Origin of the sequence: Citreimonas salinaria, assembly GCF_900107235.1 — a bacterium.
Lineage (GTDB): Bacteria > Pseudomonadota > Alphaproteobacteria > Rhodobacterales > Rhodobacteraceae > Citreimonas > Citreimonas salinaria.
Genome location: NZ_FNPF01000008.1, coordinates 21,563 through 37,998, shown reverse-complemented (window position 1 = coordinate 37,998; position 16,436 = coordinate 21,563). Strand labels below are relative to the sequence as shown.

Below are 16,436 nucleotides of genomic sequence, written 5' to 3'. Positions count from 1 at the left end.
CCGGCTTGGGCGCCAATATGTTGCCCATAACCGCGCACGCGCGCGGGGCGCCCCGGGAAGGGCGAGACAGGGTACGACAAGGAGGCTTCTATGGCTGAATACGACACGATCCGGGCGGCTGGCGTCTCCGGCGCGCGCGCCGAACGGATCGACGCCGGGCTGCGCGCCCACATGAACAAGGTCTACGGCACGATGTCCGTGGGCATGCTGATCACCGCGCTTGCGGCTTGGGCGATCGCCGGACTGGCGACCACGACCGATCCGACGCAGGCCGTGGGGCAACTGGGCAACGGCTCGATGCTGACCAACTTCGGCGCCCTGATCTACACCAGCCCGCTGCGCTGGGTGATCATGCTCGCGCCGCTGGGCTTCATCTTCTTCGGCTGGACCGCGCTGATGCGCAAGAGCTCGGCCGCCGGCGTGCAGCTTGGCTTCTTCGCCTTCGCCGCGCTGATCGGCCTGTCGCTCAGCTCGATCTTCATCGTCTTCACGTCGTTCTCGATCGTGCAGACGTTCCTCGTGACCGCGATCGCCTTCGCCGGTCTGTCGCTGTGGGGCTACACCACCAAGCGCGACATCTCGGGCTGGGGATCCTTCCTGATCATGGGCGTGATCGGCCTGATCATCGCGATGCTCGTCAACATCTTCCTGCAGTCGCCCGCGATGATGTTCGCGATCTCGGCGATCGGCGTGCTGATCTTCGCCGGCCTGACCGCATGGCACACGCAGGAGATCAAGAACACCTACGTGGCACACGCCGCGCATGGCGACCAGGAATGGCTGGACAAGGCCGCCTACGACGGCGCGCTGAGCCTCTACATCAGCTTCCTGAACATGTTCCAGTTCCTCCTGATGTTCATGGGTCAGCAGGAATAGCGGCACGGCCGAAGCGAGACAGACAGACGAAGGGCCGGTCGATCGACCGGCCCTTTTTTCGTGCGCGGGGTCCGGTGGCGTCGGTCAGAGGTCGGTCGCCATCGCCACGCAAGGAAACAACACCCCGCCGGGCAGGTCCAGCACCGTTTCGCCCTGTGCAGTGAACCCCATGGCGGCGTAGAACGGCACTGCCAGGCGGGTGCTCTGGCACAGCATGCGGATCACCGCCGCGCCGCGCGCCTGGTGCATGACATGCGCGACCAGCGCGGACCCGATGCCCATGCGGGCGTGGCGCGGCTCGACCGCGACGTGGCGCAGATGGCCCATGCCGCGCAGGCCGGGGCGCCCGCCCGGCGGCTCGAACGACCAGCCGGCGGCACCCACGATGCGCGCCCCCTGCTCGGCCACGAAGAAGCGGCCCGAGCGGATCAGCGCCGGCTGGGCGTGGCCGATCACCGGCAGCGCCGAGACCAGCGCCGAGGGCGGGTAGTCCGTCTTCAGCAGCGTCATGAAGCTGCGCTGGAACATCCCGTCCAGCGCCCGGGTGTCGGCGATCGTGGCGGTACGGATGGTCAGCGTCCGGGACATGCCTCGACAGGTAGCACGCCCCGCCACACAAGAAAGGGCCGCGCGGTGCAACCGGCGGCCCTTTCTCGAATGCGGTCGATCACGGGCGCGGGCGCCCGGCCTTACGGCTTACTTGATCTTGCCTTCCTTGTACTCGACGTGCTTGCGCGCGACCGGGTCGAATTTCCGGATGGTCATCTTCTCGGTCATCGTGCGCGCGTTCTTCTTGGTCACGTAGAAGTGGCCCGTGCCCGCGGTCGAGTTCAGGCGGATCTTGATGGTGGTCGGCTTTGCCATTGTCGCTCTCCGTCGAACGCGCAGAGGGCCTGCGCGTGGAATCCATTGAACCCCGCCTTCTACGGACAACGGGTCCCAAGTCAACCGGTATTCCGCAGGGCTGGCGGTTACGTGCGTGGAAGGCCTGTAAGCCGGATCCTGTCCAGGGCTTGCGCCCTTGGGCGACCATTCATCTGGGCCGCGCGTCGCCGCGCGGCTCAAGCTGCCAACCCGGATCGCTCGGGCTGAAGCGGCCCTGCCTTTCGGCGCGCGATCCCTATTTGGCATTGCTCCCGGTGGGGCTTGCCATGCGGGTCCTGTCGCCAGGCCCCCGGTGGGCTCTTACCCCACCGTTTCACCCTTACCCGTCACACGTGAGGGGCGGTCTGATTTCTGTGGCGCTTTCCGTCGGGTTGCCCCGCCCGGGCGTTACCCGGCACCGGCGCTTCATCGAGTCCGGACTTTCCTCCAGCGCGGGACAAGCCCGCGCCAGCGGCCGCCCGGCCTTCCACGCAAGGGGCCGATAGCCCCCACGGCGGGGCGGGGTCAATGCAAATCGCTTCGCCAAGTGGCTTCAGCCGCGATGCGCCGCGATCTGCATGCGGATCGCGGTCTCGTCATACAGGGTGAATTCGCGGCGCAGGCCCCAGGGGCCGAACTCGGCATGGCTGATGCCCATCACGTGCACCTCGGCACCCGAGGGCGCGCCGAACGCGCCCCAGCCGTCGTGCCGGCCCTGCAGCGACCAGCGGATCGCGGCGCGCGGCGGCAGCAGCGGCTCTTCCATGCCGATGCGGTGGTGGATGGTGAACGTGGCCGACGGAAACGACGCGCGCAGGCCCAGCCAGAAGGCTTCGGCCGCGTCGGGCGCGTGGGCCGTCGTGCCGCCGGAATAGGCCAGCGTACAGGCACGGTCGTACTGGTCGGGAATGGCCGACCAGGCGCCCTGCATCACGTGGTCGAGCAGGTCTGCAAAGGCGGTGCCCCAGTGGTTGTCGTTGCCTTGGCCGGTATAGGGACCGGGATCGTCGATCGCGGGGCGGAAGGGCTGCGTCTCGGGGTCGGCCTCGGCGGCGCGGCGGGACGCCCACTCGGCCGGGTCCAGGCCCAGCTGCGACAGGATCGCGCCGGTATCGACCACCTGCCAGACGTCGCTGATGCGGTTGTCCTTGGCGTAGCTGTCGGTGAGCATGCGCCAGGACAGCGGCCGCCCCGTGGCCGGCCCGAAAATGCCGGCACCCGAATGCCGCCCCTGCGCCAGAACCCGCTGCGACCCCAGCATGCCGACCTGCGGCGTGCCCGACCAGATCACGTCCTCGGACAACAGGCGCATCCCCGGCAGCGCCGCCAGCATCGACAGGACCGAACCCGCCACGCCCGCGTCGCCATGCACGATCCCGGACGCGTCGCGCAGCGTGACCTGCGGGTGGTACAGCTCGGCCAGCCGCCCGGCGAGGCGGCGCTCTTCCCAGATCTCGCGGCTGACGGCCATGAGATAATCCGGATAATCCTTGAACCTCGGATCGAAACCCTTCACCGCGTTTCCCTTCATGCGTGTCCCGGCTTCTGTGGCATCCCCCGGGGCGCCGGGCAATGGGCGGGCGGCCGGATCAGGCGATGTCTGCGATCGCCACTTCGACGAACGCCAGGCATTCGGGGGTCGAGAAGCGGTGGTCGGCGCCCTTCACGAAGGTCAGCCGCACGTCCGGGCCGTCGATGTGGTCCAGCAGCGCCAGCGCGGTCTCGCGCCTGACCGCCTCGTCCTCGGTCCCCTGAAGCAGCCGCACCGGCCAGGGCATGGGCAGCGGCTTGCGCAGCACGAGGTTCTCGCGCCCGTCCTCGATCAGCTTGCGGGTGACAATATAGGGGTCCTCGTAGGCCGAGGGCTGTTCGATCCCGCCCTGCTCCATCACCGTGCGGCGTTCGGCCTCCGAGAAACCGGCCCAGAAGCCGTCTTCGGTGAAATCGGGCGCGGCGGCGATGCCTATGAACCCTGCGACCTCCAGCCGCTGCGACAGGATGCACGCGATCCAGCCGCCCATGGACGAGCCCACCAGGACCACCGGCCCGTCGGTCGCGTGGCGGATCACCGCCTCGGCATCCGCCGCCCAGTCGCCGATGCAGCCCTCCTCGAACACGCCGCCGGACTGGCCGTGCCCGGCATAGTCGAGCCTCAGGAACGCGCGACCCTGCGCCTTGGCCCAGGCCTCCAGATGCACCGCCTTGGTGCCCTCCATGTCCGAGCGGTAGCCCGACAGGAAGACGATGCACGGCCCCTGCCCCGGCGTATGCGCATAGGCGAGGCGGTCGCCGCGCGGCCCTTCGATGGTGGATGGCATGCTGTCCCCCTTGCTGTGTCGCCGGTGCCGGATCGGCGCCACCCTACAAGCCGCAGCCGCGATGCCAAGGGGGTCGGGGGCGTGGCACGCCACGGCGCGCTTGACAGGTCCGCATCCCGCGTTCAAACCCCGCGGACACATAACCCGCAACCGGGCGTTCCGTGGGCGCCAAACCGACGAGGAGCATGGCCGATGGCCCCTGATTCCGCTTCCCCCCAGATCAATGTCACCTTGCCCGATGGCAACGCACGTCCCTTTCCGGCCGGCGTGACGCCAGCCGACATCGCGGCCGAAATCTCGAAGTCGCTGTCGAAGAAAGCGATCTCGGCCATGGTCGACGGCGTGCACTGGGACCTGCAATGGCCGATCGACCGTGACGCGACGGTGGCGATCAACACGCTGTCGGACGAGGACGCGGCGCTCGAGCTGATCCGCCACGACCTGGCCCACGTCATGGCCCGCGCCGTGCAGGAGATCTGGCCCGACACGAAGGTCACGATCGGCCCCGTCACGGACAAGGGCTGGTTCTACGACTTCGACCGGTCCGAGCCCTTCACGCCGGAAGACCTCGGCGCGATCGAGGCGAAGATGAAGGCGATCATCGCCGCCCGCGATCCCGTCCGCACCGAGGTCTGGGACCGCGACCGCGCGCGCCGGCACTACGAAGAGCACGGCGAGCCCTACAAGATCGAGCTGCTGGACCGCATTCCGGCCGAAGCGCCGATCCGCATGTACTGGCACGGCGACTGGCAGGACCTGTGCCGCGGCCCGCACCTGCAGCACACCGGGCAGCTTCCGGCCGATTCCTTCAAGCTGATGAGCGTCAGCGGCGCGCACTGGTTCGGCCAGACCGACCGGCCGATGCTGCAGCGCATCACCGGCGTCGCCTTCCGCAACCGGCAGGACCTGAAGGACTACCTGACCTTCCTCGAGGAAGCCGCCAAGCGCGACCACCGCAGGCTGGGCCGCGAGATGGACCTGTTCCACATGCAGGAGGAAGCGCCCGGCCAGGTCTTCTGGCACCCCAACGGCTGGTCGATCTACGTCACGCTGCAGGACTACATGCGCCGCCAGCAGCGCCGCGGCGGCTATGTCGAGGTGAACACGCCTCAGGTGGTGGACCGCAAGCTGTGGGAGGCCTCGGGCCACTGGGAAAAGTACCAGGACCACATGTTCATCGTCGAGGTCGACGAGGAACACGCCCGCGAGAAGTCCGTCAACGCGCTCAAGCCGATGAACTGCCCCGGCCACGTGCAGATCTTCAACCAAGGGTTGAAATCCTATCGTGACCTTCCGTTGCGCATGGCCGAATTCGGTTCGTGCAATAGGTACGAGCCTTCCGGTGCATTGCACGGCATCATGCGCGTCCGCGGCTTCACGCAGGACGACGCCCACATTTTCTGTGCAGAGGAGCAGATCGAGGATGAGACGAAACGATTCATCGACTTCCTTGCCGGGATCTATCGCGACCTCGGTTTCGAGCAGTTCAAGGTCAAGTTCTCGGACCGCCCCGAGACCCGCGCCGGATCGGACGAAACCTGGGACAAGGCCGAACACGCCCTCAAGGCAGCCACGCTTGCCGCGGGTGGCGAGTTCGAGCTGAACCCCGGCGAGGGCGCGTTCTACGGCCCCAAGCTGGAATTCGTGCTGACCGACGCGATCGGGCGCGACTGGCAATGCGGCACGCTGCAGGTCGACTTCGTCCTGCCCGAACGGCTGGACGCGGCCTATATAGGCCGCGACGGTGCCAAGCACCGCCCCGTCATGCTGCACCGCGCCGTGCTGGGCAGCTTCGAGCGGTTCATCGGCATCCTGATCGAGGAACACTCGGGCAAGCTGCCCTTCTGGCTGGCGCCGCGGCAGGTGGTCGTGGCCTCGATCACCTCGGACGCGGACGAATACGTGCTGGACGCGGTGGCGCAGCTCGAGGCCGCCGGCATCCGCGCCGAGGCCGACCTGCGCAACGAGAAGATCAACTACAAGGTCCGCGAGCACTCCGTGGGCAAGGTGCCAGTGATCCTGGCCGTCGGCCACCGCGAGGTCGAGGAGCGCACCGTTACCGTGCGCCGGCTGGGCGAGAAGCAGACCTCGGTCACCCCGCTGGCGGAGCTGGTGGGCCAACTGGCGCAGGAGGCGACGCCGCCCGACCTGCGGTGACGTCCGGCGCTGCGCCGGTTCCGTGCGTGACGGGGCCGGTTGCGCGGATCGATTGCCGGCATTGACCGGAGACCGGGCGCCGCCCCGGCGCCTGCGGCGTATTTCGCGGAAGAACGAGTCGCGGCGGCAGGGCGGATCGTCGCGCGGGAGTGGTTGCCGGGAGGCGTTCAGACCACACCCAGCTCGGCCTGCGCGGCGCGGTCCCAGCCCAGCACCATCCGCGAGCCGTCGACCACCAGCGGCCGCTTCATCAGTGTTGGATGATCCACCAGCAGATTCAGCGGCGGCCGGGCGCGCTCGGCCTCGGACAGGCCGCGCCAGGTTGTCGAGCGGGTGTTGACCAGCGCGTCGCCGAAGCGGTCCTGCGCGGCGGCCAGCACGTCGCGCGGCACGCCATCGGCCCGCACGTCGACGAAATCGGCGTGGGGCAGCGCCTTGCGCGCCTTGCGGCAGGTATCGCAGGTGGACAGGCCATAAAGGATCATTCGCGCTCTCCCGTGTTTTTCGCCTGGATAATCCGCATGCGCGCGGAAGGCGAGAGGGTGCGGTTCGTGCGGCGCGGAGTGTATCCCCTGACACACTGGCGTGAGCGCCCGCGCCTTGCCTTTGCACCCTGTCTCTGCTTCCCCATACTGGCGACGCAACGTCAGGAGAGCACCGTGACACCCCGCCAGACCCGGCCGACCACCCGCGCGGAGACCGCATGATCGACGCGGCGATCATGCCGCTTCAGCGCCGGGCGCTGCAGCCGCCGGCCGCGTGGCTGGCCGCGCGGGGCGTGTCGGCGGACAGCATCACACTGGCGGGTTTCGCGCTGGGGCTGGCGGCGATCGGCGCGCTGGCGCTGGGGGCGTTCGGCTGGGCACTGCTGCTGATCGGGCTGAACCGGCTGTGCGACGGGCTGGACGGGGCGGTGGCGCGGCTGACCCGTCAGACCCGGCGCGGCGCGTTCATGGACATCGCGCTGGACTTCGTCTTCTACGCGCTGGTGCCGCTGGGCTTCGCGCTGCACGCGCCCGACACGAACGCCCTGCCCGCCGCCGTGCTGATCGCCGCCTTCGTCGGCACGGGCTCGTCCTTCCTGGCCTTCGCGAGCGTCGCGGCCGAGGCGGGCCTGACCGCGCCGCGTTACCCGACCAAGGGCATCTACTATCTCGGCGGGCTGACTGAAGGGTTCGAGACGATTGCCGCCTTCGTGCTCATGTGCCTGTTTCCCGGCGCCTTTCCCGTGATCGCGCTGGCCTTCGCGACGCTCTGCGCCATATCCACCCTGTTGCGCTGGAGGCAGGGCTGGATCGCCTTCGCGCCGGACACCACGACCAGACCCTAGGAGAGACCGCATGCGCCTGACCCTGACCACCGCCCTCGTGGCCGCATTCGCGCTGCCCGCCGCCGCACAGGACTGGCAGGAGACGCTGGACGCGGCGCGCGGGCAGACCGTCTACTGGAACGCGTGGGGCGGCGACGGGCGCACGAACGCCTTCATCGACTGGGTAGGCGAGCGGACCGAGGATCGTTACGGCGTGACCATCGAGCATGTGAAGCTGTCGGACACGGCCGAGGCGGTCACTCGCGTCGTGTCGGAGAAGGCTGCCGGGCGTGACGAGGGCGGGTCGGTGGACCTCATCTGGATCAACGGGCCCAACTTCCTCGCGATGAAGGAGCAGGGGCTGCTGCACGGGCCGTTCGTGTCGGACCTGCCCAACAGCCGCCATGTCGACCTGTCCGAGGGCGCGCCCGCGACGGTCGATTTCACCGAAGCCGTCGAGGGCATGGAAAGCCCCTGGCGGCTGGCGAAGTTCGTCTTCATCCATGACAGCGCACGGGTCGAGCCGCCCGCCGACATGGCCGCGATGGTCGACTGGGCAGAGGCGAACCCGGGCCGCATGACCCACCCGGACCCGTCGAACTTCATGGGTGCCACGTTCCTCAAGCAGGCGCTGATCGAACTGGCGCCGGATGCCTCCGCGCTGCAGGAACCGGTGACGGACGCCGCGTGGGAAACCACGTCCGAGCCGCTCTGGGACTGGTACGACGCGCTGCGGCCGAACCTGTGGCGCGGGGCCGAGGCGTTTCCGGAAAACGAATCCGTCCAGCACCAGCTGCTGAACGACGGCGAGGTCGACATCTCGATGGCCTTCGACCCGGCGGCGGCGGCCTCGCTGATCGCGCAGGGGTTGCTGCCCGAAACCGCGCGCGTCTTCGTGCCCGAGGGCGGCAGCCTCGGCAACGTGAGCTTCGTGGCGATTCCCTACAACGCCAACGCGAAGGCGGGCGCGATGGTCGTCGCTAACGAATTGCTCGACCCCGAGGTGCAGGCGCACATGCAGAACATCGAGGTGCTGGGCTCGTACTCGGTGCTCGACCCCGGGACTCTCGACGCCGAGGCGCGCGCCGCCTTCGACGCGCTGCCCGACGCGCCCGCACTGCCAGCGCTCGAGGACTTGGGGGACACGTTGCTGGAACCGCATGCCAGCTGGATGACCCGTCTGACGCAGGCATGGACTGAACGCTACATTCGGTGACCCGGGCGCGATCCGCACAGCAGCCGCTTCACCCGCCGCGGGCCCGGACAGGCGCTCCGCGGCCCGCGGGCGGCCGCGCGCTGCGTGCGGGCGTGCTGGCCGCGGTCGTGCTGGGCCTGCTGCTGCCCATCGCCGCCGGGTTGTGGGAGACGCTGCGTGCGGCCTTCGGGCATTTCCCGGCTATCGGCGCGACCGGTCCCTCGCTTTCGCCTTTCGCCGCGTTGCTGGCGACGCCGGGCCTGGGGCAAGCCGTGGCGCTGAGCCTGTGGACGGGATTTGCGGCCACCGCCTTGTCCCTGCTGCTGGCGCTGGGGCTGTGCGCGGTGGCGCATGCGCGGCTTTCGGGGTCGCGCGGCGCGCGGCTGCTGGCGCCGTTCCTTGCCGCGCCGCATGCCGCGCTGGCGATCGGTCTAGCCTTCACCATCGCGCCCTCGGGCTGGATTGCGCGGGTGCTTGCCCCGCTGCTGGGCTGGGACCGGCCACCGGACGTGGCACTGGTGGGCGATCCGTGGGGGCTGGCGCTGATCGCGGGTCTGGCGATCAAGGAGATGCCGTTCCTCGTGCTGATGCTGCTGTCGGCGCTAACGCAGATCCCGCTGCGCGAGGCAATGGCGGCAGGCCGCTCGCTTGGCTACGGGCGGGGGCTGGTCTGGATGAAGGTGATCGTGCCGCAGGTCTGGCCGCTGATCCGCCTGCCGGTGATGGTGGTGCTGGCCTATTCGCTGTCGGTCGTCGACATGGCGCTGATCCTCGGACCCTCCAACCCGCCGACGCTGGCGGTGATGCTGACGCGGATGTTCTCGGACCCCGACATCTTCGCGCTACTGCCGGCCTCGGCCGGAGCGCTGGTGCAGCTTACGCTGGTCCTGGGCAGCTTCGCGGCGCTGCTGGCCGCCGAGCGCGTCGCCGGCGCCATCGGACTGTGGTGGATCCGCGCCGGCGGGCGGGGCCTGACGGCCGAACCGATCCTGCGCGGCGCGGCCGGCGCCGCCGCCGCGCTTCTGGCGCTTGGCGCGCTGGCGATGGCGTCGCTGGTCGTCTGGTCGGTCGCCTTTCGCTGGCCCTGGCCCGCGCCGCTGCCCGAAAGCTGGTCGTGGCGCGCCTGGCGGACGGCCAGCGGCGGATGGGACAGCGCAGTGTTCAACACGCTGGTTCTGGCGGGGCTGACCACGGCGGCGTCGCTGGTTCTGGCAATCGCGTGGCTCGAGGGCGAGGATCGCGCGCGCCGCGGCCGCGCCGGCTGGGCCGAGGCGCTGATCTACCTGCCGCTGCTGCTGCCGCAGATCGGATTCCTCTACGGGCTGAACGTGCTGTTCCTGCGGCTGGGGCTGCGCGCGGACCTCTTCGCGGTGGCGTGGGCGCAGGCGCTGTTCGTCTTTCCCTACGTGATGATCACCCTGTCGGCGCCGTGGCGCGCGCTGGACGCGCGTCTGCCGCGCGCCGCCGCGTCGCTGGGCGCGGGGCCGTGGCGACGGCTGGTCGCGGTCAAGCTGCCGGTGCTGCTGGCGCCGATGCTGACGGCGGCGGCGGTGGGCGTGGCCGTGTCGGTCGCGCAATACCTGCCGACGCTGTTCATGGGCGCGGGCCGTGTGGCGACGCTGACGACCGAGGCGGTGACGCTGGCCTCGGGGTCGGATCGGCGCATCGCCGCGGCCTATGCCAGCCTTCAGGCCGCCCTGCCCTTCGCGGCCTACCTCGCCGCTTTCGCGATCCCGGCGCTGGCCTTCCGCCACCGCCGCGCGCTGCTGGGAGGCGCGGCATGACACTGGTTCTGGACGCGCTGACCGTCAGCCCGCGCGGTGGCCCGTCGCTGTTCCCGCCGGTATCGATGACGATCGCGGGCGGCGAGATGGCGGCCGTGATGGGTCCGTCCGGCGTGGGCAAGTCCACGTTGCTGGACGCCGTGGCCGGACACCTGGCGCACGGCTTCGCGATGCAGGGCCGCGTCGTGCTGGGCGGGCGCGAGGTGACGCACCTGCCGCCCGAGGCGCGGCGCATCGGGCTGATGTTCCAGGACGCGGTGCTGTTCCCGCACCTGTCGGTGGGCGACAACCTGGCCTTCGGCCTGGCGCGCCGGGTGCGCGGGCGCGCCGCGCGCCGCGCCGCGGTCGAGGCGGCGCTGGATCAGGCGGGCCTGTCGGGCATGGCCGCGCGCGATCCCGCAACCCTGTCGGGCGGACAGCGCGCGCGGGCCGCGCTGATGCGCACGCTGCTGGCCGAGCCGCAGGCGCTGCTGCTGGACGAACCGTTCTCGAAGCTCGACGCCGAGCTGCGCGACGAGATGCGCGCCTTCACCCGCGATCACGTGGCGCGGCTGGGCATCCCCGCGCTGCTGGTGACGCACGATCCCGACGACGCGCGGATCGCCGGTGGCGCGGTCGTCACGTTGCGGGCCGCCTAGGCCGCCTGCAGGCGTCGCGCCTCGCGCCCCGCAAGGTCGATCAGCTCGCGCATGTAGGGCTTGTCCAGGTCGCCGGTCCGCGTCGCGGCGTACAGCCTGCGCGTCAGGCCCTTTTCGGTCAGCGGGCGCGTGACGTAGTCCGAGCTGTACTTGACCTCGCGCACGACCCAGTCGGGCAGCACGGACACGCCCCGGTTCGACGCCACCAGCAGCAGGATCACCGCCGTCAGCTCCGCCTGCCGGATGCTGGCCGGCTCGACCTTGGCCGGGGTCAGAAGTTGGCTGAAGATGTCCAGCCGTGACCGTTCGACCGGGTAGGTGATCAGCGTCTCGCCGCGGAAATCCTCGGCCTCGATGAAGGGCTTGTCGGCCAGCGGATGGCTCGAGGCGGCGACGAAGACCGGGCTGTAGTCGAAGAGCGGCGAGAACGTGACGCCGGACAGCGTCTCGGGGTCGGACGAGATCACCACGTCGACGTCCTCCTTCATCAGCGCGGGCAGCGCGTCGAAGGCGAGGCCGGGGCGGATATCGACGTCGACGTCGGGCCAGGACTTGCGGAACGCCTCCAGCACCGGGAAAAGCCATTCGAAACAGGCGTGGCACTCGATGGCGATGTGCAGGCGGCCGGACTTGCCGTCGCGCAGTCCCGAGAACTCGGCCTGAAGCGCCTCGACCTGCGGCAGGACCTGCTCGGCCAGGCGCAGCAGGCGCATGCCCGCGGGCGACAGGCGCATGGGTTTCGAGCGGCGGATGAACAGCTCGACCCCCGCCTGGTCCTCGAGCCCCTTGATCTGGTGGCTCAGCGCGGACTGCGTGATGTTGAGCTGACCGGCCGCGCGCGCGACGCCGCCCGCCTCGTGGATGGCCTTGATCGTGCGCAGGTGGCGGAACTCGATATGCATGTGAGGCTCATGTTGGTGATGAGATTTATGAGTTTGTCTCACATGACCCGACATGCCACAAGTCGGGCAACGCATATAGGAGCCTTCCATGCCCCGCCCCGAGATTTCCTTCGAATTCTTCCCGCCCAAGAACATCGAGGGCACCTTCCGCCTGTGGGACACGGTCAACGTGCTGGCGCCGCTTGCCCCTCGCTTCGTGTCGGTCACCTACGGCGCCGGCGGCACCACCCGCGACCTGACGCGCGACGTGGTGGCGACGCTGACGAAGCATTCGGGGCTGCGCACGGCGGCGCACCTGACCTGCGTCGAGGCGACGAAGGACGAAACGCTGGAGATCGCGCGCGGCTTCAAGGCTGCGGGCGTGCGCGACATCGTGGCGCTGCGGGGCGACCCGCCGAAGGGCGCGTCAGGCTTCACGCAGCACCCGGACGGCTTCGCCAACTCGGTCGAGCTGATCGAGGCGCTGGCCGCCGAGGGCGATTTCGACATCAAGGTGGGCGCCTATCCGGACAAGCATCCCGAGGCGGCGGATGCGCAGGCCGACATCGACTGGCTGAAACGCAAGCTGGACGCCGGCGCCTCCGAGGCGATCACGCAGTTCTTCTTCGAGACCGAGACGTTCCTGCGCTTCCGCGACGCCTGCGTGAAGGCCGGCATCGACAAGCCGATCGTTCCGGGCATCTTCCCGGTCGAGAACTGGAAGGGCGCGCGCCGCTTCGCCGAGGGCTGCGGCACGAAGATCCCAGCCTGGGTGTGCGACGCCTTCGACAAGGCCGGGCGCGACGGTCGGTCCGACCTTCTGGCGACGGCCCTGTGCACCGAGATGTGCTCGGACCTGATCGACGAGGGCGTGGACAAGCTGCACTTCTACACGCTCAACCGTCCCGAGCTGACCCGCGACGTGTGCCACGCGATCGGTGCCACGCCCGAGGCCCGGCTGGAAAAGGTCGCCTGAGGGCGCCTTCCGCCAAGACTTTCTGCCAAAAGGGGCGCGCCTTTCGGCGCGCTCTCTCATATGCGGGGACTGCGCCCCCGCGCCCCCGGTCGGGGCCTTCGCCCCGACCACGGGAATGTGTCAGACGGAAGCGACCCGGCCGGCGCCGAGACCGCGGCTGACGGAGGCCGCCGCCTCGATCACCTTGGCGCCGATGTCTGGAATCGCGTCATCCGGCAGGCGGTCGGCGGGCCCCGAGATCGACAGGCCGGCCACCGCCTCGTCGTGCATGTCGAAGATCGGAGCGGCGATGCAGCGCATGCCGCGGGTCTTTTCCTGGTCGTCGATGGCATAGCCGCGGCGGCGGGTCTGGGCGAGGTCCGCGGCCAGCGCCTCGGGCGCGGTCAGGGTGCGGCCGGTGAAGCGCGTCAGCCCGTGCTTCGCGGCTATGTGCGCAGCACGCTCGGGAGGAAGCTGGGCCAGCAGCGCCTTGCCGATGCCTGAGGCATGCATGGGCGACATGGTTCCGGGCGGGAAGAAGGCGCGGATGCTCTCATGCGTCTCGACCTGGCTGACGAACAGCACGTGTCCCTCGCGCGCGATGCCGAGGTTCGCGGTCTCTCCGGTCGCCTCCATCAGCGTCCGCAGGACGGGGCGCGCCCGTTCCACCAGCGACGTGCGGCGCAGGAAGCGCGAGCCGATGCGGAAGGCGCTGGGCCCAATGTGCCAAGTCTGCGGAACCGGGTCGAAATCGACCATGCCGCGGGACTCGAGCGTCACCAGGATGCGGTAGAGCGAAGCCGGCGCATGATCCGTCGCCTCGGCCAGGTCGGACAGGGTGGCGCCGCCCAGTTCCGACAGCCGTTCCAGCACGCCGATGGCGCGGTCAAGCGACTTGATCCGGTTCTGCTCGGTGGTGTCGGACCACGCCCGCGGCCGTCCCCGCGCGCGCCTTTGTCCCGTGCCGTCCTCTGCCGTCGCCATTGCCGCTCCGTCAGTGAAATGATTTCTCGCAGTGTGGAAAATGCAAGTGCCTGACGCAAGGCGCAAATTCAGCCGGTTGGCGTTCCGAAAAAAGATTTCAAAAAAATGGACGACGCGCCGCCACCGGGCATAGGGTGCCCGCGATCCAAGGAGGAGCGCGTCCATGAGCCTGCAGAACCCGGTCTTCATCCCCGGCCCGACGAACATCCCGGACGCGATCCGCAAGGCTTGCGACATGCCGACGATGGACCATCGCTCGGCCGCCTTCGCGGACATCCTGCATCCGGCGTTGAACGGCGCGCGGCAGGTGATGGGGCAATCCACGGGCGAGACCTTCGTCTTTCCGTCAACCGGCACCGGCGGCTGGGAGACGGCAATCGCCAACACGCTGTCGCCCGGCGACCGGGTGCTGGCGGCACGCAACGGCATGTTCAGCCACAAGTGGATCGACATGTGCCAGCGCTTTGGACTGCAGGTCACGCAGATCGACGTGGAGTGGGGCGAGGGCGTGCCCACCGCCGCGTTCGAGGAGGCGTTGCGCGCCGACACCGGGGGCGGGATTAAGGCCGTGCTGGCCACCCACAACGAGACCGCGACCGGCGTCGTGTCGGACATCGCGGGCGTGCGCCGGGCGCTGGACGCGGCGGGGCACGGCGCGCTGCTGCTGGTCGACGGGGTCAGTTCCATCGGCTCGATGCCGTTCGACTTCGACGGCTGGGGCGTCGACGTGGCGGTGACCGGGTCGCAGAAGGGCTTCATGCTGCCGGTCGGGCTGGCCATCGTGGGCTTTTCCGATAAGGCGGTGGCCGCGTCGCAGACCGCGACGCTGCCGCGGACGTTCTTTTCCATCGACGACATGCGCAAGGGCTATGCCGCGAATGGGTACCCCTACACGCCCGCGGTGGGCCTGCTGAACGGCCTGAAGCTGTCCACGGCCATGCTGCTGGACGAAGGGCTGGAAAACGTGTTCGCCCGGCATGCGCGCATCGCCAGCGGCGTGCGCGCCGCGGTCGCCGCCTGGGGGCTGGAGCTGTGCGCGAAATCGCCCGAGCTGTATTCCAACACCGTCACCGCCGTCCGCACGCCTGAAGGCTTCGATGCCTCGCGCATCGTCGAGACCGCGTCGCGCGACTACGGCATGGCCTTCGGCACCGGCCTGGGCGACGTCGCGGGCAAGGTGTTCCGCATCGGCCACCTGGGATCGATGACCGACGCGATGGCGTTGTCAGGCATCGCCACGGCGGAGATGGTCATGGCCGACCTCGGGCTCGACATCACCCTTGGCGCGGGCGTCGCGGCGGCGCAGTCTGTCTATCGCCACGGCGCGCAGACGGAAAGGATGGCAGCACAATGAAAGACACCGATACCCGCATCCCCACCTACGAGGACATGCTGGCCGCGCACGAGCGGATCAAGCCGCATATCCACCGCACGCCGGTGCTGACCTCGTCCTACCTGAACGAGCTCACCGGCGCGCAACTGCTCTTCAAGTGCGAGAACTTCCAGAAGGCCGGCGCCTTCAAGGTGCGCGGTGCCTCCAACGCCGTCTTCGGTTTGCCCGAGGAGATGTGCGACAAGGGCGTCGCCACGCACAGTTCCGGAAACCACGCGCTGTCGCTCAGCTACGCGGCCGGGCGCCGGGGCATCCCCTGCCACGTGGTCATGCCGCGCACCGCGCCGCAGGCCAAGAAGGACGCCGTGCGCGGCTATGGCGGCATCATCACCGAATGCGAGCCTTCGACCTCCAGCCGAGAGGCGGTCTTCGCCGAGGTGCAGGAAGCCACCGGCGCCGAGTTCGTGCACCCCTACAACGACCCGCGCGTGATCGCCGGCCAGGGCACCTGTTCCAAGGAACTGATGGAGCAGATCGACGCGATGGACGGCTGCGGGCTGGACGCGGTGATCGCACCCATCGGCGGCGGCGGCATGGTCTCGGGCACCTGCCTGACGCTGTCCACGCTGGCGCCCGACGTGAAGATCTACGCCGCCGAGCCCGAGAACGCCGACGACGCCATGCGCAGCTTCAAGGCCGGGCACATCATCGCCGACGACGCGCCCGACACCGTCGCGGACGGGCTGAAGGTGCCGCTGAAGGACCTGACCTGGCACTTCGTGTCGCGCCACGTGACCGACATCCTCACCGCCTCCGAGGACGAGATCGTCGACGCGATGAAGCTGACCTGGAAGCGCATGAAGATCGTGATGGAGGCGTCGTGCGCGCCGCCGCTGGCCACGATCCTGAAGAACCCGGAGGTGTTCCGCGGCAAGCGCGTGGGCGTCATCATCACCGGCGGCAACGTGGACCTAGACAAGCTGCCCTGGGTCGTCGGCTACTGAAGACCCGCCCGGGATAGTGGTCGGACTGGCGCGCTCTTTCAGGGGCAGCGGTTGAATCCCCGGTCCGGGCGCTGATATGTTTCCTATCGGAAACCCTCGCCCGGCCCGCCCCCGCCAGGCGCGCCGCCCGACCCGACA

Annotated in this window: 16 protein-coding genes and 1 other RNA gene; 9 read left to right on the top strand and 8 right to left on the bottom strand. The window is 69.4% G+C overall.

The features are described from left to right. Nucleotides 1-90: 90 nt before the first annotated feature. The gene (locus BLW27_RS11335; protein WP_089883349.1) at nt 91-876 is read left to right on the top strand and encodes a Bax inhibitor-1/YccA family protein; all 786 of its coding nucleotides are present in this window, start codon (nt 91-93) and stop codon (nt 874-876) included. An 84-nt stretch (nt 877-960) separates the two neighbouring features. Here the strand turns inward: BLW27_RS11335 and BLW27_RS11330 are convergent, their stop codons facing one another. The 5 genes from BLW27_RS11330 to BLW27_RS11310 form a co-directional block, all read right to left on the bottom strand. After that, the gene (locus tag BLW27_RS11330) at nt 961-1,464 is read right to left on the bottom strand and encodes a GNAT family N-acetyltransferase (RefSeq protein ID WP_089883347.1); all 504 of its coding nucleotides are present in this window, start codon (nt 1,462-1,464) and stop codon (nt 961-963) included. Nucleotides 1,465-1,572: 108 nt separating this feature from the next. Then, nucleotides 1,573-1,740, bottom strand: coding sequence for a 50S ribosomal protein L33 (gene rpmG / locus BLW27_RS11325; RefSeq protein ID WP_005856346.1), 168 nt, complete (start codon nt 1,738-1,740; stop codon nt 1,573-1,575). Nucleotides 1,741-1,851: 111 nt separating this feature from the next. Beyond that, nucleotides 1,852-2,231, bottom strand: an RNA gene (rnpB, locus tag BLW27_RS11320) — RNase P RNA component class A. A 62-nt stretch (nt 2,232-2,293) separates the two neighbouring features. Further along, on the bottom strand, nt 2,294-3,271 hold the full coding sequence (locus tag BLW27_RS11315; RefSeq protein WP_245710848.1) for a nuclear transport factor 2 family protein: 978 nt from the start codon (nt 3,269-3,271) through the stop codon (nt 2,294-2,296). A 58-nt stretch (nt 3,272-3,329) separates the two neighbouring features. Further along, complete coding sequence (locus BLW27_RS11310; RefSeq protein WP_089883345.1) at nt 3,330-4,058, bottom strand: alpha/beta hydrolase; 729 nt, start codon at nt 4,056-4,058, stop codon at nt 3,330-3,332. A gap of 192 nt (nt 4,059-4,250) precedes the next feature. On the opposite strand from BLW27_RS11310, the gene thrS reads away from it, so the two are divergent. Next, nucleotides 4,251-6,215 (top strand): threonine--tRNA ligase, encoded by a 1,965-nt coding sequence (thrS, locus tag BLW27_RS11305; RefSeq protein ID WP_089883342.1) that lies wholly within the window; start codon nt 4,251-4,253, stop codon nt 6,213-6,215. Nucleotides 6,216-6,382: 167 nt separating this feature from the next. Here the strand turns inward: thrS and BLW27_RS11300 are convergent, their stop codons facing one another. Then, nucleotides 6,383-6,700, bottom strand: a complete 318-nt coding sequence (locus BLW27_RS11300) for an arsenate reductase family protein (protein ID WP_089883340.1) — start codon at nt 6,698-6,700, stop codon at nt 6,383-6,385. A gap of 218 nt (nt 6,701-6,918) precedes the next feature. Here BLW27_RS11300 and BLW27_RS11295 point away from each other — a divergent pair, with 218 nt between their 5' ends. The 4 genes from BLW27_RS11295 to BLW27_RS11280 all read left to right on the top strand — a co-directional run bounded on the left by BLW27_RS11295 (nt 6,919) and on the right by BLW27_RS11280 (nt 11,141). Then, on the top strand, nt 6,919-7,545 hold the full coding sequence (locus BLW27_RS11295) for a CDP-alcohol phosphatidyltransferase family protein (protein ID WP_089883338.1): 627 nt from the start codon (nt 6,919-6,921) through the stop codon (nt 7,543-7,545). Nucleotides 7,546-7,555: 10 nt separating this feature from the next. Then, nucleotides 7,556-8,740 (top strand): ABC transporter substrate-binding protein, encoded by a 1,185-nt coding sequence (locus tag BLW27_RS11290; RefSeq protein WP_089883336.1) that lies wholly within the window; start codon nt 7,556-7,558, stop codon nt 8,738-8,740. A gap of 92 nt (nt 8,741-8,832) precedes the next feature. Beyond that, nucleotides 8,833-10,503 (top strand): ABC transporter permease, encoded by a 1,671-nt coding sequence (locus tag BLW27_RS11285; protein WP_245710847.1) that lies wholly within the window; start codon nt 8,833-8,835, stop codon nt 10,501-10,503. Continuing rightward, nucleotides 10,500-11,141, top strand: a complete 642-nt coding sequence (locus BLW27_RS11280; RefSeq protein ID WP_089883334.1) for an ATP-binding cassette domain-containing protein — start codon at nt 10,500-10,502, stop codon at nt 11,139-11,141. Before BLW27_RS11285 ends, BLW27_RS11280 begins: the two co-directional genes overlap by 4 nt. Here the strand turns inward: BLW27_RS11280 and BLW27_RS11275 are convergent. Then, nucleotides 11,138-12,043 carry a LysR family transcriptional regulator gene (locus tag BLW27_RS11275; RefSeq protein ID WP_089883333.1) on the bottom strand — a complete coding sequence of 302 codons (906 nt, stop codon included), beginning with the start codon at nt 12,041-12,043 and terminating at the stop codon, nt 11,138-11,140. The two genes, BLW27_RS11280 and BLW27_RS11275, sit on opposite strands and share 4 nt — an antisense overlap. An 88-nt stretch (nt 12,044-12,131) precedes the next feature. Here BLW27_RS11275 and metF point away from each other — a divergent pair, with 88 nt between their 5' ends. Next, on the top strand, nt 12,132-12,998 hold the full coding sequence (gene metF / locus BLW27_RS11270) for a methylenetetrahydrofolate reductase [NAD(P)H] (protein WP_089883331.1): 867 nt from the start codon (nt 12,132-12,134) through the stop codon (nt 12,996-12,998). A gap of 120 nt (nt 12,999-13,118) precedes the next feature. Here the strand turns inward: metF and bhcR are convergent, their stop codons facing one another. Then, nucleotides 13,119-13,961: an HTH-type transcriptional regulator BhcR gene (bhcR, locus tag BLW27_RS11265; RefSeq protein ID WP_089883329.1), complete on the bottom strand. Its 843-nt coding sequence runs from the start codon at nt 13,959-13,961 to the stop codon at nt 13,119-13,121. A gap of 163 nt (nt 13,962-14,124) precedes the next feature. On the opposite strand from bhcR, the gene bhcA reads away from it, so the two are divergent. Together bhcA and bhcB are read left to right on the top strand one after the other, a co-directional pair. Further along, on the top strand, nt 14,125-15,315 hold the full coding sequence (gene bhcA / locus BLW27_RS11260; protein WP_089883327.1) for an L-aspartate--glyoxylate aminotransferase BhcA: 1,191 nt from the start codon (nt 14,125-14,127) through the stop codon (nt 15,313-15,315). Beyond that, a complete protein-coding gene (bhcB, locus tag BLW27_RS11255; RefSeq protein WP_089883325.1) occupies nt 15,312-16,298 on the top strand; it encodes a beta-hydroxyaspartate dehydratase BhcB in 987 nt (328 codons plus the stop codon). Before bhcA ends, bhcB begins: the two co-directional genes overlap by 4 nt. Nucleotides 16,299-16,436: the final 138 nt, after the last annotated feature.